The sequence below is a fragment of the Shimazuella kribbensis DSM 45090 genome, from assembly GCF_000428065.1.
GTDB classification, from domain to species: domain Bacteria; phylum Bacillota; class Bacilli; order Thermoactinomycetales; family Thermoactinomycetaceae; genus Shimazuella; species Shimazuella kribbensis.
Window position 1 is genome coordinate 40,757 of the sequence record NZ_ATZF01000016.1, and the last position, 16,804, is coordinate 57,560.

Genomic DNA, 16,804 nt, shown 5'->3' on the forward strand with positions numbered 1-16,804 from the left:
ACATACGAAACAACTGCAAAGAGGGATCATGAATGCTATCACCACGTTTTCTACTTCTCTTGAGTGTTATTGCTATGTCTTTTACGCCTATTCTTATTTCTTCCCTTACCATGCCTCCATCGGTTATCGGAATGTATCGGTTATGGATTGTTTTGATTCTCTTCCTTCCTTTGTTTATCAAAGATCGGAAACACTTTCACGCAGTCCCTTTAAAATCCATTTTGCTTGCTTGTCTGTCAGGGCTATTTCTTGCAGCTCATTTTTTGCTAGGTATTATCGCTTTGCGATATACCACTATCGCTAGTAATACAATCCTCATTACGCTGGAACCTTTGATTGTATTTATCGGAAGTATCCTATTGTTTAAAGATAAATTGAATCTTCGCTCGGCTTTCAGCATGATTATTGCCATGATGGGTGCATTATGGATGGCTCTATCTGACTTTCTTCATACGGATGCAATAGCACCAAATCTTATACTAGGTGATGCGTTGACCATACTTGGTACGATTTCCATTTCCATCTATATGTTGATTGGACAATTCCTTGTGAAGAAGATGCATGTGAGTGTATACAATTTTTATGTTTTCGCCTTTTCTGGTACAGTTTTGCTGCTAACCAATGTGATCATGGATCAACCCTTTATTGAGTATTCCTCTGAGCAATGGGGTTATCTCTTTCTATTAGCGATTGTACCTACTATCTTTGGTATCTATTTGCAAAATTGGTTACTAAAACATATAAGTGCTTTGGTACTATCTGTCAGTATTTTAGGTATACCTATTGGTTCCAATATATTGGTTTTCTTGATTTATGGTCATGTTCCAACTTTGATGCAGATTGGAGCATGTATGGTAACGATGATCGGGGTTTGGATGTTTTTAAAACAAAAAGGGAAACCGATGGAGATATTGGAAGAACCTGAAACTGGTGCAGAAAAAGTATAATTCTTTCTGTGAATTCTCCTTCTAAATACAAATGGACCGACTGTTTGCTACCTATGCAAAGCAAATTCAGTCGATCCATTTTTTTATTCTGCAAATCGTTCCATGTCTTAAGAGAAAAATTTTTCCTTTCTCCCTATCCTTTTATTTTGAAATGCTTATTTACAGATCGTAAATTATTAGTTACTATTTTAGTGGTCACTAATAGACATGAGGGGAAATCATAGATGGACGATATCAATTTTTACACCTTACTTTTTTTAGCAGTCGCTGGATTTTTAGCTGCATTTATCGATTCCGTTGTAGGTGGAGGTGGGTTAATTTCTATCCCAGCATTGCTTTTTACAGGTCTTCCTCCCATTTCTGCAATCGCAACAAACAAATTAGCAAGTTCTATGGGTGCTTTAACAAGTACGATATCTTTTATCCGTTCAGGAAAAGTCCATTTCCCATTGGTAAGGAGATTGGTCCCACTTACTATTTTAGGCGCTGTTTTCGGAACCTTTGTTGTCAAATATATCGCTTCTGAAATACTAAAACCTCTTGTATTAATCTTACTAGTTGTAGTTGCCATATACACCATTATGAAAAAAAATTGGGGTAACAAAACAACATATACGAAGCTTACAGCAAAGAAAAAATTTTTCTTCCCACTTACGGTTTTCATTATTGGTTTTTACGACGGTTTCTTCGGAGCAGGAACAGGTTCTTTTTTATTATTTGCATTCTTAATCATTGGCTTTGATTTTGTAGAATCAGCAGGCAATGCAAAAATACTAAACTTTTGCAGTAATATTACTGCCCTCCTCCTATTTTTGTATTTAGGCGAAGTACAATTTACCTATGGCATCGTCATGGGGATTTTCATGGTTCTAGGTGCTTTCATTGGATCTCAGTTCGCAATAAAAAAAGGAGTTTCTTATGTGAAAATCTTATTTTTAACTGTGACTTTATTTCTAATAGGGAAAAATATATTTGATTACATACAAATTTAATTTCACATGTTTTTTTGAGAAATGAAATTATTTTTCTAGGTGTAGCATAGAAAAAATGCTTTTTAACAAAATAAACATGAATAAAACTTCCAAAAAAGAAAATTACTATCAAAGAAAGTATGGATAATCGCATAAGCATAAACCAACAAGTAGACATTATCCAAAAAACTCTACAGTGAAAGGGGGATTTACAAATGGATGTTAATCGAGTGGAAGAAATTTTGAATTCTCCCGAAAAGATAACGGTTACCTATCAAGGTGATCCTGTCTGGATTCAATCCGTCAATGATGTTACCCAAATAGCTAGTGTATATGCGCTAGATAATCAAAAAAATGAAAAAAATGTTCCTGTTAGTGAGCTACAAGAGGGATAAAAGGCTTCAATGAGAGGGAATAAAAAATGGTAGGCGGCTCTGATTAGAGCCGCCTACTTGTTGAGAAAAACATCATTTCAAGTCTTACCTGCTGCCTTCTTGAAACAACGCATGCAAAAACTGATCTCGATCAAAGGGTTGAAGGTCATCTGCTTTTTCGCCAAGTCCAATCCATTTTACTGGCAAATCCAACTCATGGCGAATGGCAATTACGATACCACCTTTTGCTGTTCCATCTAATTTGGTAAGAACGATCCCAGATACATTCACCGCCTGTCCAAACTGCTTTGCTTGTTGCATTGCGTTTTGGCCAGTTGTGGCATCCAATACCAATAAAACTTCGTGAGGGGCATCTGGTACTTCACGTTGAACAACTCGAAATACTTTCTTTAACTCTTCCATTAAGTTAACTTTGTTTTGCAAACGTCCAGCCGTGTCGCAGAGTAGCACATCCGCTTTCCGGGCCTTTGCTGCTTGAATCGCATCAAAAATAACTGCAGCAGGATCTGAGCCCGCATGTTGTTTAATTACATCAACTCCCGCTCGTTCTCCCCATGTTTCCAATTGTTCGATCGCTCCAGCGCGAAAAGTATCTCCAGCTGCTAAAACCACTTTTTTTCCTTCTCGTTTTAGAGTATGCGCCAATTTCCCGATGGTGGTAGTTTTACCGACTCCATTCACACCAACAAACAATATAATACTCATCCCATTGGCATTAAGTCGTAAAGCTGGTTCGTCTTGGTCTTCTAACAATTCTGCGATAAGTTCAGACATTACTGGTTGCAGCTCATTTGGTTCTTTGATTTTTCTTGTTTTTACTTCTTCTCTTAGGCGCTCTACCAAATGCATCGTTGTAGGAACACCTACATCAGCACTAATCAACACTTCTTCTAGTTCTTCATACAAATCTTCATCAATTTTACTTCTACCCGAAAAAATACTGCCCATTGCTCCAACTAGGTTAGAGCTTGTTTTGCTCAAACCAGAAACAAATTTTTGTGTCACAGTTTCCGTTGTTCTTGCAACACTTTCTTTTAACTTTGAAAAAAAACTCAATGGTTATCCTCCTCATGCTTGTACCGCAGCAACTTCTCTTTTTTCATCATACTCTTCTAGTTTGACAGATACCAGAGTAGAGACACCAGATTCCTGCATGGTAATTCCATACAATACATGTGCACCTTCCATCGTATGTTTGCGGTGTGTAATAATAATGAATTGAGTCTGGTTGGCAAATTTCTGTAAATAGTACGTGAATCGAGTCAAATTAGCTTCATCTAAAGCTGCATCGACTTCGTCTAGAAAACAAAATGGGACTGGTTTGATCCGAAGAACTGCAAAAAGCAGAGCTAACGCAGCAAGAGAACGTTCTCCACCAGATAATAAAGATAGTTGTTGTAATTTTTTCCCTGGAGGTTGAGCGACGATATCAATTCCAGTATCCAATAAATTACTCGGATCAGAAAGTTGTAAGTCTGCCCGTCCCCCACCGAACATCTTTACAAAAACATCCTGAAATTCTTCTCGAATAAGAGCAAAACTATCGGCAAAGCGTTTCCCCATTTCAGAGACCATCTGCGCAATCATTTGGTAGAGCTGTTGTTTCGCTTGTAAAAGATCGTCCTCTTGTGTGGTCAAAAACGTAAGACGCTCTGTCAGTCGTTGGTATTCCTCAATCGCCCCAATATTTACATCGCCGAGTTGATCCAGTTTTTGTTTCAACGACCTTACTTTTCTTTCTGCTTGTGCTGGATTTTCGGGAACACCGTATTTCTCTTTTGCTCCTTCAAAACTAGTCTCGTATTCTTCAGCAAGCTTTTGCAACAAGTGATTCAACTCAACATCCAATCGATTGACCCTTACTTCTTGTTGATGTAATTTCTCTTCATACGATCGGAGCAACTTGCTATTTTCATATACGACTTGCTCTAGTTCTTGATGTTGTCTGCTGCAAGCATCTCGCTCTTCACGAAGCTCTGCTATTTGAGTTTGGAGTGATTTTTTCGTTTCTTGATAATGATAGAGTGAAGATAGCAGAGCTTGCCATCCCTCTTCTCCTAAATCACCTATTTCCATTAACTTCTGTTGTTCTTCTCTCGTACTCTGCACCAAGATTTGATTTTTTTGTTGTGTTTCTATAATTCGTTGGAGATCTTCTTCCAAGCCTCTTATTATTTGTTGTAATTTCGCTTCTTCGATGCGATGCTCTGTTAATTGAGAATCTCTTTCCTTTTCTTCATCTACTTGTTGACGACGCATTTTTTCTTCTTCTTTGAGTAGCAACTCTAATTCTTTCATTCTATCCGCATTTTGTTGATATCTATCATCCATTGCAGTGAGTTGTTGTTGCAAATGACTTCTTTTGGTATTTACTTCCTGTTCTTGTTTTAAAAAATGCTCGATCCGATGGGCAAGATTTTGTAATTGCAGATGATTTTCTTGTCCCTCTGTTTCCTTTGCTTTTTGGAAGTTTTTCTGTTCATCTATTTTCGATTGAATGGTTTGGATTTGTTCTTCTAAATCTATTAGATCTGCCCTAATTTTCTTTTCTTCGGATTGCAAAGCTGCTAGTTTGACCTGGACTTGATTCACTTGTTGATTTAATTCTTCTAGTTGTCTTCCTCTGGAAAGGAGATTTGGTGCTTTGGATTGTCTGCTCCCTCCCGTCATCGAGCCACCAGGATTCACAACATCCCCTTCTAATGTTACCACTCGATAACGATGTGCCATTGTTTTTGCTACGGCGTTAGCTGTTGCTAAAGTGTCTGTCACCAAAACATTACCCAAAAGTTGTGAACATAAAGGACGATAGAAAGAATCAGTAGTAACCAACGTATCTGCTACACCTAAATATCCACTAATATGTTCTAGTTTTGCCAGCTCCGCAGATGAAATACTTCTTCCTTTTATCACATTCATTGGCAAAAAGGTTGCTCTTCCCAATCGCTTTTCTTTTAAAAAAGCGATTGCTTCTCGAGCTGAAATTTCATCTTCTACTACAACATGTTGCAAAGCCCCACCTAGAGCTGTCTCCATTGCTAATTCTACTCTTTTTGGTACTTGTATCAATTCTGCAACTGCACCAATAATTCCTGAAATAGAGCGGTTTTCGAGAACCGCTTTTACTCCTTGGAAAAAACCAGCATGGTTCTGCTCCATAGATTGCAAAACATCTCGTTCAGATTGAGAACGCACCAACTGCTTTTCCATCAGTAATAACTCATTATGTATGTTTTTTTGTGCGGATAGGTCATCTATCTTTCGCGAATGAAGAGTCGAAGCATGACTTGCTTGTGTTTTTATTTCCGCTTGGATCTTCTCTATTTCTAGTTCGATATGAATCCCTGTTTGTTTTAATGTTTCCTGCTCGTGGTGTAAGGCTTGGGATTCTTGTTGTTGGAAAACAACATTCCGCTCCATTTCTTCTTGTTGATTGATCAAGTACTTTTTTTCACTCTCTAAACGATACAGATCATTTTTGAGCGTTTCCCACTCTTTTTGAGTAGCAGAAGCATCTTGTTCTGTCTGATTATGCACGGATAGTTCTTTCAATCTTGCAATTTTGTTGCGTAATTGAATAAGATCTTCTTTTCTCGCTATAGATAACGCTTGCTTTTCTTCTCTTTCCTTTACTATTGTTTCCTGTTCCAACAAATAATCATCTAGTTGTTTCTGCAACTTGACTTCCATTTCTTCTCTGTTTTTACTACGTTCTTGCCATACTTGTCTTTCTGCATCAACCTTCTCCAGTTTTTCACTTGTTTCAAGCAACTCCGTTTGGAGGGCTTCCCACTTTTTTTCTAATTCCATCAGTTGAAATTTGACTTGAGCAAGATCAGCTTCTTCTTTACTTTGTTTGGAGGCACCTGAAACATGTTCCTCTCGAAGTTGTTTCACTTGCTTGGATGTTTTGGTCCAATCTTCATGTAATGTCTCGATTTTATGTACATAAAAGGAAATCTCTACATCAGTTAATTCTTGTTGCCATTCTTTAAATTGCTCTGCACGTTCTGCTTGTTCCTGCAATGGTTCCAATTGATTTCGAAGTTCGTGTATCAAATCTCGGATACGAACAAGATTTTGTTCTGCATCGGCTAGTTTTTTCTCTGCTTCTTTTTTACGAGATTTATATTTCACAATTCCAGCAGCTTCTTCAAAAATAGCTCTTCGATCTTCTGATTTATTACTGATCATTTCTTCAATACGACCTTGTCCAATCATCGAATATGCTTCTTTACCGATCCCTGTATCCATAAACAGTTCTTGGATATCTTTTAACCGACATGCTTGTCGATTGAGTAAATATTCACTATCCCCAGAACGATACACTCGTCGTGTTACTGTCACTTCCGCATAATCCAGTGGCAAGATTCGTTTCGAATTGTCCATTGTAATAGAGACTTCACAAAACCCTACTGGCTTACGTGAGTCACTTCCAATAAAAATGACATCTTCCATTTTGGAGCCACGTAATGATTTCGCACTTTGTTCTCCTAAGACCCATCTGATCGCATCTGTAACATTGCTCTTTCCGCTACCATTAGGCCCTACTACTGCTGTAATACCAGGAACAAATTCCAATTCCGTTCGACTCGCAAAAGACTTAAACCCTGACATTTCCAACCTTTTTAAATGCACGAAAAAGCTACCTCCTCTCATAAGCCCTTAACTTGCATATTGTAGCACAAAATTCAGAAAAAGAGGGTATCTTAACCCGTATGAGTATTACAGAATAGAAATAAGCATTTGTAAAAGAATACCTCTAGGCTTTCCTTTCTTCTTCTTTCATTGTAAATGTGACTATTCTACTGATAAAAGACATAAATTATATTTATCTCCAAGAAAATAATATGTTTTTGATTGATTAGTGAGGTCATGCCATGATTTGGGATATTTTTAGCTATATTGGAATCGCAGCCTTTGCCATAAGCGGTGCAATGATGGCAATCGAAGAAGAATATGATTTATTTGGTGTCTATGTACTAGGTTTTATCACTACATTTGGAGGGGGCGTGGTTAGAAATATATTGATTGGATTGCCAGCTTCCTTGCTATGGGAGCAAAACATAGGTATCTATACAGCATTAATTGCTATTACCCTGACCATTATTACTCCTACGTTGTGGTTTCATAAATGGAAACGATGGCTTGTTTTTTTTGATGCAATTGGTCTATCTGCTTTTTCCATTCAAGGTGCACTATTTGCGGTAGACCAACATCTTTCGATCCATGCCGTTGTGGTCGCTTCCACTTTAACAGGTATTGGAGGCGGATTGATCCGAGATATACTAGCTGGTAGAAAACCTCTCTTACTCAAAGAGGATGTTTATGCTGTATGGTCTATGCTGAGTGGATTTATTATCGGTCTGCACACCAAAATTACGGATATCGAACTGTTTTTCTTATTTATTCTTGTTATTATGCTGCGTATGATTTCTGTCCATTACCAACTAAAATTACCGCTTAAAATAATGAAATACAAGTGAAATAAAACCACCGTGATTTCCTCACAGTGGTTTAACGTGCTTTCCATGCTTTAAGAGCAGTACTAGCTGCTTGTTGCTCTGCTTCTTTTTTGGAACGCCCGGACCCTCTACCTAGTTTTCGATCATCTAGATATACTTCAGCCGAAAAGAAACGATCATGTGCTGGTCCTTGTACATCCACAATGCGATACTCCAATGATCCCCTTTTCTCTTGCTGTGCCAACTCTTGAAGTTGACTTTTGGCATCCGTCATCTGATCCAACCACGTTCCATTTATCTGCGGGAAAACTAACTTATTGAGAAACTGCCGAACTTTCTCCAAACCTTGATCCAAATACAGTGCGCCAATGAATGCCTCAAATAAATCCGCCAATAAGGACGGTCTCTCTCGACCTCCTGTCAGTTCTTCTCCTTTACCTAAACGAACAAATTGACCAAATTGGAGTTCACGAGCAAAGGAAGCAAGCGATGGTTCGCAAACCACTCTTGCTCGCGTTCTGGTTAGTTCCCCTTCACTCATTTTAGGAAAGCGATAATACAGAAATTCGGAGACGAGTAACTCAAGTACTGCATCTCCTAGATACTCCAAGCGTTCATTATCCTGAACTCGCCCGGGAGATTTTCGTTCGTGGGCAAAGGATGTGTGAGTAAATGCTTGTACAAATAGATTTCTATTTTGAATGTAGATTCCCGTCACTTGCTCCACTTTTTCAAAATCTATCAACATTATACTTCCTCAACGGCTTTCATAATAATCGTCGCGTTGTGGCCTCCAAATCCAAGGGAATTGGATAAAGCAACTCGCACATTGGCTTTACGAGCTTCATTTGGCACATAATCAAGGTCACACTCTGGATCTGGGTATTCGTAATTTATCGTTGCAGGTATTACTTGATCTTGAATAGACTTTGCCAACACAATCGCTTCTATCCCACCAGCTGCGCCCAATAAATGCCCAGTCATGGATTTGGTTGAACTAACAGCTAATTTGTAAGCGTGGTTTCCAAATGCACCTTTGATCGCCATCGTTTCAAATTTATCGTTCAAATCAGTTGAAGTACCATGGGCATTGATGTAATTGACTTCAGTTGGCTCTAAATCTGCATCTTTTAACGCACGAATCATACTGCGTCGCGCGCCTTCACCTTCTGGTGCTGGAGCAGTCAAATGATGAGCATCTGCGGTCATACCATAACCAACCATTTCTGCTATAATGTTTGCTCCACGTGCCAAAGCATGTTCCAATGTTTCTAATACCAAAATACCAGAACCTTCTCCCATTACAAAACCATCACGTTCTTTATCAAATGGGCGACTTGCACGCCCAGGATCATCATTACGGGTAGACATAGCATGAGCGGAACAAAAACCAGCAAAAGAAAGTGGGGTTATGGTTGCCTCTGTTCCACCTGTGATCATCACAGAAGCCTCGCCACGCTGTAAAATACGGAAAGCTTCTCCGATACTATGGGTTCCAGATGCACAAGCGGTGACGGAAGCACTATTTGGACCTTTCGCTCCTGTTAAAATCGAAACTTGTCCAGAAGCCATATTAGCGATTAGCATAGGAATGAAAAATGGGCTTACTCGTTTAGGTCCACGCTCATGTAAGAGACGAGCATTGGTTTCGATTGTATTCATACCACCAATACCAGAACCTATATACACACCTACTTCATCCAAATCTTCTTTTTCCATATCCAATTTTGCATCTGCAATTGCCATTTTTGCCGCTGCTACAGCATATTGGATAAAAATATCCATCTTGCGAACTTCTTTTTTATCTATATAAGGAAGAGGATCGAAGTCTTTCACTTCTGCCGCTATCCTCGTTGTAAAAGGAGTGGGGAATGAATCAGGATCGAAACGAGTAAGTGGTCCAGCTCCAGATTTGCCTGCAAGCAGACTATCCCAAAAAGTAGATAGATCGTTCCCAATCGGTGAAACGACCCCTAGTCCTGTTACTACAACTCTATTTAACATACGTGATCAACTGCCTTTCGCATTTAAGTTGACCTTATTTTTTAGATGAAAGACGGATAAGTCCCGATAATTCGGGACTTACCTAATAATTATGAGACTTTGTTTACACCACTAATATAATTAACAATATCCCCAACGGTGTTGATTTTTTCTGCGTCTTCTTCTTCAATGGTTAGGTTAAATTCATCTTCTAATTCCATGATCAAATCCACAACATCTAGGGAGTCAGCTCCGAGGTCTTCTTTAATGCCTGCTTCTAGAGTTACCTCGTCTGCTTCAACATCTAGACGTTCCACGATAATTTGTGTCACTCGTTCCAAAGTGTCTGCCATGCTCTTCACCTCCCTTTCGTAGTATAGTTGAATGATAGGTATAGACGCAAACGTTTCTCATTCATTTTCTTAATTTGGTACCAATCCACCATCTACATGGATAGTTTGTCCTGTTATGTAACTTGCTTTGTCGCTAGCTAAGAAAGATACTGTATTTGCAACTTCTGTTGCCTCACCAAATCTACCCAGCGGGATAGAAGAGAGGGTTGCCTCTTTCACTTTTTCATCTAAAACAGAGGTCATATCTGTTTGAATAAATCCTGGTGCAATCGCATTGACAGTAATATTGCGGCTAGCAAATTCTTTTGCCATTGTTTTGGTAAGTCCAATTACTCCTGCTTTAGCAGCAACATAGTTAGCTTGCCCTGGATTACCAGAAACACCCACGACCGAGCTAATGTTTATAATTCTACCGCCTCTTTGCTTCATCATCGGACGGATGACAGCCTTGCAACAAAGAAAAACACCCTTCAAATTGGTATCTACTACTTGATCCCAATCTGCTTCTTTGATTCGCATTAAAAGATTGTCTTTTGTAATACCTGCATTATTTACTAAAATATCGATTCTTCCAAATTGGGTCAATACTTGTTTGAATGCTTGATCGACTTGTTCACTATTGGCAACATCTACTTGGAACGCTGCTGCCTCTGTACCCAGTTCTTTCATAGTTGAAACTGTTTCTTCTGCTGCTGCATGGTTACCGGCATAAAAAACAACTACTTTTGCGCCTTCTTTCGCTAGGTCCAAAGCAATGGATTTCCCGATACCACGAGAACCTCCTGTTACTACAGCTACTTTATTTGTTAACATCGCTAGTCATCAATCCTTCCGTCCTCGCTTGAAGATGGGAAATCGTTTTTTCTAAGGAAGCTTGATCTTGGACATTTAACATGGTTACTTTACGATCTACTTTTCGAGTTAATCCAGCAAGCACAGTTCCGGATCCAACCTCAATAAAGGTATCCACACCCTCTTTGAGCAAATAACGAATAGTATCTTCCCACAAAACAGGTGAAGCTACTTGGCGGACAAGGGATGTTTGAATATCTGTCGCAGCTGTAATCGAAGTAGCTGTCACATTCGTTACAACAGGAATGTTGGCTTGTTCAAACATATAGGATGAAAATTTGGTTTGTAATTTTTCCGCAGCTGGCTGCATCAAGGAAGAATGAAATGGACCGCTCACCGCTAAAGAAACGACTTTCCTTGCACCTGCTTCGAGGGCTTTTTCTCCGGCAGTCTTCACCGCATCAGCATGTCCGGAGATAACAATCTGCCCTGGACAATTATAGTTGGCTGCTTGTACGACATTTCCGGGAACAGAGATATCTTCACATATTTGATCCAAAACCGATCGATCCAGATTTAAAACTGCTGACATCGCTCCAACCCCAGCTGGTACTGCTTGATCCATGAATAGCCCCCGCTGATATACAGCCGCAACCGCATCCGAAAAAGACAAGGATTCAGCTGCTACCAAAGCAGCATATTCTCCTAAACTATGACCTGCAACAAACGATGGTTGAATATTTATTTTTGTTTGCAACCAGCGGTATAACGCAATACTAGTAGTAAGCAATGCTGGTTGAGTATGATAGGTCAATTTTAATTCTTCTTCTGGACCATCAAAAATAATATCAGATAAAGAAAAGTCCAATGCCTGATCTGCTGTTTCAAAAATGTTTCGAGCCTCTGCAGACAGTTCATATGCTTCTTTTCCCATTCCTACTTTTTGAGATCCTTGCCCTGGAAAAAGTACAGCGATCTTACTCATGTTCCATAGCCCCTCCCCAGTTTAACACGGTGGCACCCCATGTGAGACCTCCGCCAAATCCACAAAGGACTAAAGTATCTCCATCTGAAACTCTTCCTTGTTCAATCGCTTCATGTAAAGCAACAGGGATAGATGCAGAGGACATATTTCCATAACGATCGAGATTAACCACTACTTTTTCTTCTGGTAATCCATAACGTTTCATCGCAGCATCAATAATTCTCAAGTTTGCCTGATGGGGGATAAACAAATCAATATCTTCCGTACTAAGATTTGCTTTTTCTAATACTTCATCTGAAGCAGATGTCATCACACGAACAGCAAATTTAAACACTTCTCGTCCATTCATATGGAGACTATGAAGACGACGGTTAGCAATCGTCTCTTCTGATGCTGGCAGGCGAGATCCGCCAGCTGCTACTTTGAGTAAATCTTTTCCACTGCCATCTCCACCGAGTTCGAAAGATTGGAATCCATAACCTTCTTTCACTGGTCCTAGAACGGCGGCTCCTGCACCATCACCAAATAATACACAAGTATTTCGATCTGTCCAATCTACTATCCGAGAGAGACACTCGACTCCAATAACAAGTGCATGTTGATACATACCGGTAGCGATAAACTGCGTAGCAGTAGAGAGCCCATAAATAAAACCTGTACATGCTGCGGATAAATCAAATGTTGCTGCTTTAGGCGCACCGATCTGCTCTTGTACAAGACAAGCAGTAGCAGGGAAAGACATATCTGGCGTTACCGTAGCAACAATGATTAAATCGACTTGATCAGCAGTAATTCCTGCGTTTTCCATCGCTTGTTTGGCTGCTTTTACAGCAAGATCAGAAGAAGCCTGTTCTTCTGATGCGATTCTTCTTTCTTTAATACCTGTACGAGAGGTAATCCATTCATCGCTGGTGTCTACCATTTTTTCTAAATCAAAATTGGTTAATCTTTTTTCAGGTAAATATGCACCTGTACCAAGAATACCTACGTTTCTCATTTATTCCGCTTTCCCTTCTGTAGGGTGTAGATGTTCTTCCATTTGTTTGATGACATTATCTCCAGCAAACAGACGCGCTTGACGAATGGCATGAAAAATAGCCGTTGCATCAGAAGAACCATGTGCTTTAATAATCACACCAGCCAAACCTAGCAATGGGGCGCCACCATGCTCTTTATAATCCATTTCTGATTTCAATGTTTTCAAATGTGGCAGCAACACACCAGCTGCTAACTTTGTAAAAATATTTTTGGTAAATACATCTTTCAAACGATCAAATAAAGCCTTGGCTACGCCCTCGGTACTTTTTAAGAGGATATTCCCACTGAACCCATCACATACAAGCACATCACATGGTCGATATAACACTTCTCGCGCTTCTACATTTCCAACAAATTGGAATCGCGAATCTCTTTGCAAGAGATCAAATGCTTCTTTGGTCAAAGTGGTACCTTTTCCATTTTCTGCACCAATGTTGAGCAGTCCTACTTTCGGGTTTTCTATCCCTAACACGTATTTTGTATACACACTACCAAGCAGAGCGTATTGGTGCAAGTGACTCGCTTTGGCTTCTGGATTTGCTCCAACATCTAGGACCAAAATACCTTTATTTTGCAATGTAGGAAAGACAGGTGATAAAGCAGGACGATCTACACCTTTCATTCTGCCTGTATAAAAAAGACCGGAAGCCATCAATGCACCTGTATTACCTGCACTAATAAATGCATCTGCCTCACCGGAACGAACCATTTGACAACCCACTACCATTGAAGAGTCACGCTTTTTCCGAACCGATCTCACTGGCTCGTCCTCTGGTAAAATAATTTCAGAAACCTGATGAAACTGTATATTTGGAAGATCGTTACCTTTCAGTAACGAATCATCTGTACCAATTAGAGTAAAAGAAATATCTGGCCACTTTTCAGCGGCTAGTTTTAATCCTGCTAAAACAGAGTTTGGTGCATCATCCCCACCATGTGCATCTAGCGCGATCCGCATGAGCGAACTCCTTTCAATTGGTTGCACGGTATACGTCGAATACTCCCTGAAATACCATATCGTCGAGTACTTTTGTCTCTACATCCACTTGAAAACGAGATGGTTGTTTTTGCACCACTTTTGCATGTGCTACACACTTCTCACCCAGTGTAACTGGGCGTACAAAACGAATAGCTGCTGAACGAGTCAATACAAGATCCGCATTCACAATGGCTACTGCCAAAGAATTGGCCTGCGCAAACAAATAATGTCCTCTTGCAATTTGATTGCGTTCAAAAACATGATCTGCACTTATTTCCAATACGGAAACCCCGCTATGATCCAGCTCTAACGAGACTACTTCCCCGATCACTTCTTCAGGAGAAAGGGATCGAACTTCGTCAAAACTTCTTTCTGCCATATGTTTTAAACGTTCTCGCATCTCAGGAATACCGAGCTCCATACGATCTAAACGAATGGTCTGAATACTTACGTCGCATTGTCTCGCTACTTCTTCATCCGTTAAAAAAGGATTTTTTTGGAAAGATTCAATCAACTGCGATTGACGCTTTTTTTTGGACAGGCGCAAAATGAAACCAGCCCCTTTGTGACCACATTCTAGTACCTAGTCCTAAATTAGTATACAAAATATGATTTTGTTTGGCAATAACAAAAGTCTTTGTTACAAGTTATACCCTATTTAAACTACAAAAAAAAGCCGGCATAACCGACTTTTTACTGACTTACAACGCCTTCTACTTCTGCGCCTTTGTAATGTCCACACTCTTTACAAACGTGGTGAGCTAGTTTAGCTGATCCACATTTTTCACAAGTAGCCATTCCAGCTACTGTCAACTTGAAGTGGGTGCGACGCATTCTTTTACGTGTTTTGGATGTACGACGAAAAGGTACTGCCATGAAAAATCACCTCCTGAGAAAAAACTCCAATGTGAAACATTATACTACAAATCTAGAAAGAGTGCTAGGATACAGAATCTTTATCTTCTGCAAGCAAATCTTGTAACTTCGCGAGCCTCGGATCAATCCGCTGGGTATCACATTCACAAGGTTTCTCGTTTTTATTTACTCCACATACCGGACAAAGACCTGCACAATCAGGCTTACATAAGGGGGCATATGGAAGATGGATCAACAATTGTTCTCTCACAAAGAGATCGAGGTCTATCTGTCCTTCCGAAAAAAAATGGATAGTCTCTTCTTCTGTGTCGCAAGCCAATTCTTTTTTATCGGTAAATTTTTCTTGCCATTTGGCTTCCAATGATGTGGGAAATGTCGTTAAACATCTCGCACAGATTAATTTACCAACACATTTCTGCTTTGCTGTCACCTGATAGAGATGGGAATCCAAAATACTGGCTTGTCCCTCCACTTGGACAGGCTCCAACATCACAATATTTGCCTCTTCTTCCACTAAGTCGTCCAAATATATCTTACCTGCAAAAGGATAGAGACCTTCTGCTGTTTGATTTATTTGGTTTATAGTAATGATCAATCTGCCCACTCCCTAACAGGTGAATTATACGAGATAACGATTTTTAGTGTCAACCTATTTATGTTTACAGTCCAGTTGATATTTCCAGACTGAAATAACTCTTTCTTATGATGTCCATAAAATATTTTGTATAAGGAAACCTTTAATAAAAGTACTTGGTAATTTTTATTTATAATTATGGTATTTATAAATTATTTCCATATCAAAACATAGTTATTTAAAGTTTGTTTTATTTTTTAAAAATAAACTAAAATTATCTCGACTTCTTTTTAATAATTGTTTAAAATATAAGACAAGTAACATCCGTTTACCGGAAGGAAAACCATGGCCAAGACCATTGCTGTTCCGAAGGGCGTGGACACCAGCGTGCTCATCATCCCCGAGGACAGCAGGCTTCTGCCTGGTGAAGACAGCGATGGCATCCGAGTCATCGTGTTCAAGTACGGTGGTGGTGTGTACCTCCCCTTCACCAACATCGAGGTGATGTGGCGTGAAAAGCGTCACATGCGCATCCCTCGTGAGAGTGTCAGGGATGTCCGCCACGTATACCGAGGCGGTGAGCTGAAGGTCGAGATCGAGTTCCTCGAGACCTCGAACAACGACCAGCCTGCCAAGGAGTAACGGATAAATCACTCCTCGTTACACATAACAGGGAGTGCCCCCTCTTTAAAAAGAGGGGGATCGAAAATAATATATTTTTTATATAGTAAACGGCTTATCTGCTACCTGTAGAGATCAGCCGTTTTTTTATGCTAACTTTAGTTACTTATTTGCACTCATTGTAATCATTGATTGCCTTTTCTCTTCAACTCTTTAAATGCTAAATACTCTTGGAGTGAGAAATCATTTTAGGTGAAATTTCTTTTTGATATGGACTTTTTTCTGAAATTTAACTAAAATGAGATCAGGCAAGTTCATTCCCATCTAGGTGAAAGGTCGACAGATGCTTGTCAACGCGACCACCACGACCAAGATCGACACCTCCAACATCGACACTTCTGTGATCATCGGTTCGGAGATCACTCAGTGTCGAACCTACCTGTACACCGGCAAGAACAGGAAGCTGAAGGATCAGACCCGATGCAACTTCAAGATCGACGTCACCGATCCCAAGCAGACGCTCTACATCCCGGGGACCGACCTCATCATCCAGATCGGTTCTGAGGTCAAGACACGGGTCGCCGCCGATGATGTGCTGAGCGTAACGATCGCTCGCTCCATCAGGACTCCGGGCATGTGGCTCGTGGACGTGACGATCGTGGTGCCGACGCCGACCACCACCAAGGCCTGATCTTATCTCCTCTAGGAGGTAAGTCCCCCCCTCTGCTTCTCAAGCAGGGGGGGGGAACGACTAGAATGCACAACAAATATAAATAAAAAAACATGCCTTTGAGCATGTTTTTCTTTTTGAATTTTCATTTCCAC

The 16,804-nt window shown here is 40.0% G+C and carries 18 protein-coding genes; 6 read left to right on the plus strand and 12 right to left on the minus strand.

The annotated features are described in order from the left end of the window. Window positions 1-32: 32 nt before the first annotated feature. From A3GQ_RS24910 to A3GQ_RS0118380, 3 genes are all read left to right on the plus strand, one after another. A complete protein-coding gene (locus A3GQ_RS24910; RefSeq protein WP_051272048.1) occupies window positions 33-947 on the plus strand; it encodes a DMT family transporter in 915 nt (304 codons plus the stop codon). Between the two features lie 224 nt (window positions 948-1,171). After that, on the plus strand, window positions 1,172-1,939 hold the full coding sequence (locus tag A3GQ_RS0118375) for a sulfite exporter TauE/SafE family protein (protein WP_028778314.1): 768 nt from the start codon (window positions 1,172-1,174) through the stop codon (window positions 1,937-1,939). A 194-nt stretch (window positions 1,940-2,133) separates the two neighbouring features. Then, a complete protein-coding gene (locus tag A3GQ_RS0118380) occupies window positions 2,134-2,313 on the plus strand; it encodes an H-type small acid-soluble spore protein (protein ID WP_028778315.1) in 180 nt (59 codons plus the stop codon). A gap of 84 nt (window positions 2,314-2,397) precedes the next feature. On the opposite strand, the gene ftsY is transcribed toward A3GQ_RS0118380, so the two are convergent. Further along, the gene (ftsY, locus tag A3GQ_RS0118385) at window positions 2,398-3,369 is read right to left on the minus strand and encodes a signal recognition particle-docking protein FtsY (RefSeq protein ID WP_028778316.1); all 972 of its coding nucleotides are present in this window, start codon (window positions 3,367-3,369) and stop codon (window positions 2,398-2,400) included. A gap of 12 nt (window positions 3,370-3,381) precedes the next feature. After that, window positions 3,382-6,951 (minus strand): chromosome segregation protein SMC, encoded by a 3,570-nt coding sequence (gene smc / locus A3GQ_RS0118390; protein ID WP_028778317.1) that lies wholly within the window; start codon window positions 6,949-6,951, stop codon window positions 3,382-3,384. 242 nt (window positions 6,952-7,193) lie between these two features. Between smc and A3GQ_RS0118395 the strand changes: the two genes are divergently transcribed. Continuing rightward, window positions 7,194-7,799 (plus strand): trimeric intracellular cation channel family protein, encoded by a 606-nt coding sequence (locus tag A3GQ_RS0118395; protein ID WP_028778318.1) that lies wholly within the window; start codon window positions 7,194-7,196, stop codon window positions 7,797-7,799. 31 nt (window positions 7,800-7,830) lie between these two features. On the opposite strand, the gene rnc is transcribed toward A3GQ_RS0118395, so the two are convergent. The 10 genes from rnc to A3GQ_RS25835 all read right to left on the minus strand — a co-directional run bounded on the left by rnc (window position 7,831) and on the right by A3GQ_RS25835 (window position 15,379). Continuing rightward, a complete protein-coding gene (gene rnc, locus A3GQ_RS0118400) occupies window positions 7,831-8,526 on the minus strand; it encodes a ribonuclease III (RefSeq protein WP_028778319.1) in 696 nt (231 codons plus the stop codon). Further along, complete coding sequence (gene fabF, locus A3GQ_RS0118405) at window positions 8,526-9,782, minus strand: beta-ketoacyl-ACP synthase II (protein WP_028778320.1); 1,257 nt, start codon at window positions 9,780-9,782, stop codon at window positions 8,526-8,528. Before fabF ends, rnc begins: the two co-directional genes overlap by 1 nt. Before the next feature lie 89 nt (window positions 9,783-9,871). Continuing rightward, window positions 9,872-10,114 carry an acyl carrier protein gene (acpP, locus tag A3GQ_RS0118410; protein ID WP_028778321.1) on the minus strand — a complete coding sequence of 81 codons (243 nt, stop codon included), beginning with the start codon at window positions 10,112-10,114 and terminating at the stop codon, window positions 9,872-9,874. Window positions 10,115-10,183: 69 nt separating this feature from the next. After that, window positions 10,184-10,927: a 3-oxoacyl-[acyl-carrier-protein] reductase gene (fabG, locus tag A3GQ_RS0118415; protein WP_028778322.1), complete on the minus strand. Its 744-nt coding sequence runs from the start codon at window positions 10,925-10,927 to the stop codon at window positions 10,184-10,186. Then, a complete protein-coding gene (fabD, locus tag A3GQ_RS0118420) occupies window positions 10,914-11,891 on the minus strand; it encodes an ACP S-malonyltransferase (RefSeq protein ID WP_028778323.1) in 978 nt (325 codons plus the stop codon). The genes fabG and fabD overlap by 14 nt, the downstream gene beginning before the upstream one ends. Next, the gene (locus tag A3GQ_RS0118425) at window positions 11,884-12,888 is read right to left on the minus strand and encodes a beta-ketoacyl-ACP synthase III (protein WP_028778324.1); all 1,005 of its coding nucleotides are present in this window, start codon (window positions 12,886-12,888) and stop codon (window positions 11,884-11,886) included. Before A3GQ_RS0118425 ends, fabD begins: the two co-directional genes overlap by 8 nt. Further along, window positions 12,889-13,887 (minus strand): phosphate acyltransferase PlsX, encoded by a 999-nt coding sequence (gene plsX / locus A3GQ_RS0118430; RefSeq protein WP_028778325.1) that lies wholly within the window; start codon window positions 13,885-13,887, stop codon window positions 12,889-12,891. It lies immediately after the preceding gene. A gap of 13 nt (window positions 13,888-13,900) precedes the next feature. Beyond that, window positions 13,901-14,449: a transcription factor FapR gene (gene fapR / locus A3GQ_RS0118435; protein ID WP_028778326.1), complete on the minus strand. Its 549-nt coding sequence runs from the start codon at window positions 14,447-14,449 to the stop codon at window positions 13,901-13,903. 152 nt (window positions 14,450-14,601) lie between these two features. After that, on the minus strand, window positions 14,602-14,784 hold the full coding sequence (gene rpmF / locus A3GQ_RS0118440; RefSeq protein ID WP_028778327.1) for a 50S ribosomal protein L32: 183 nt from the start codon (window positions 14,782-14,784) through the stop codon (window positions 14,602-14,604). Window positions 14,785-14,848: 64 nt separating this feature from the next. After that, entirely contained in the window at window positions 14,849-15,379 is a 531-nt protein-coding gene (locus A3GQ_RS25835; RefSeq protein ID WP_051272051.1) for a YceD family protein, read from the minus strand. Between the two features lie 324 nt (window positions 15,380-15,703). Between A3GQ_RS25835 and A3GQ_RS27320 the strand changes: the two genes are divergently transcribed. Both A3GQ_RS27320 and A3GQ_RS27325 read left to right on the plus strand, forming a co-directional pair. Then, a complete protein-coding gene (locus A3GQ_RS27320) occupies window positions 15,704-16,000 on the plus strand; it encodes a hypothetical protein (protein WP_156877806.1) in 297 nt (98 codons plus the stop codon). A gap of 322 nt (window positions 16,001-16,322) precedes the next feature. After that, window positions 16,323-16,670 carry a hypothetical protein gene (locus A3GQ_RS27325; RefSeq protein ID WP_156877807.1) on the plus strand — a complete coding sequence of 116 codons (348 nt, stop codon included), beginning with the start codon at window positions 16,323-16,325 and terminating at the stop codon, window positions 16,668-16,670. Window positions 16,671-16,804: the final 134 nt, after the last annotated feature.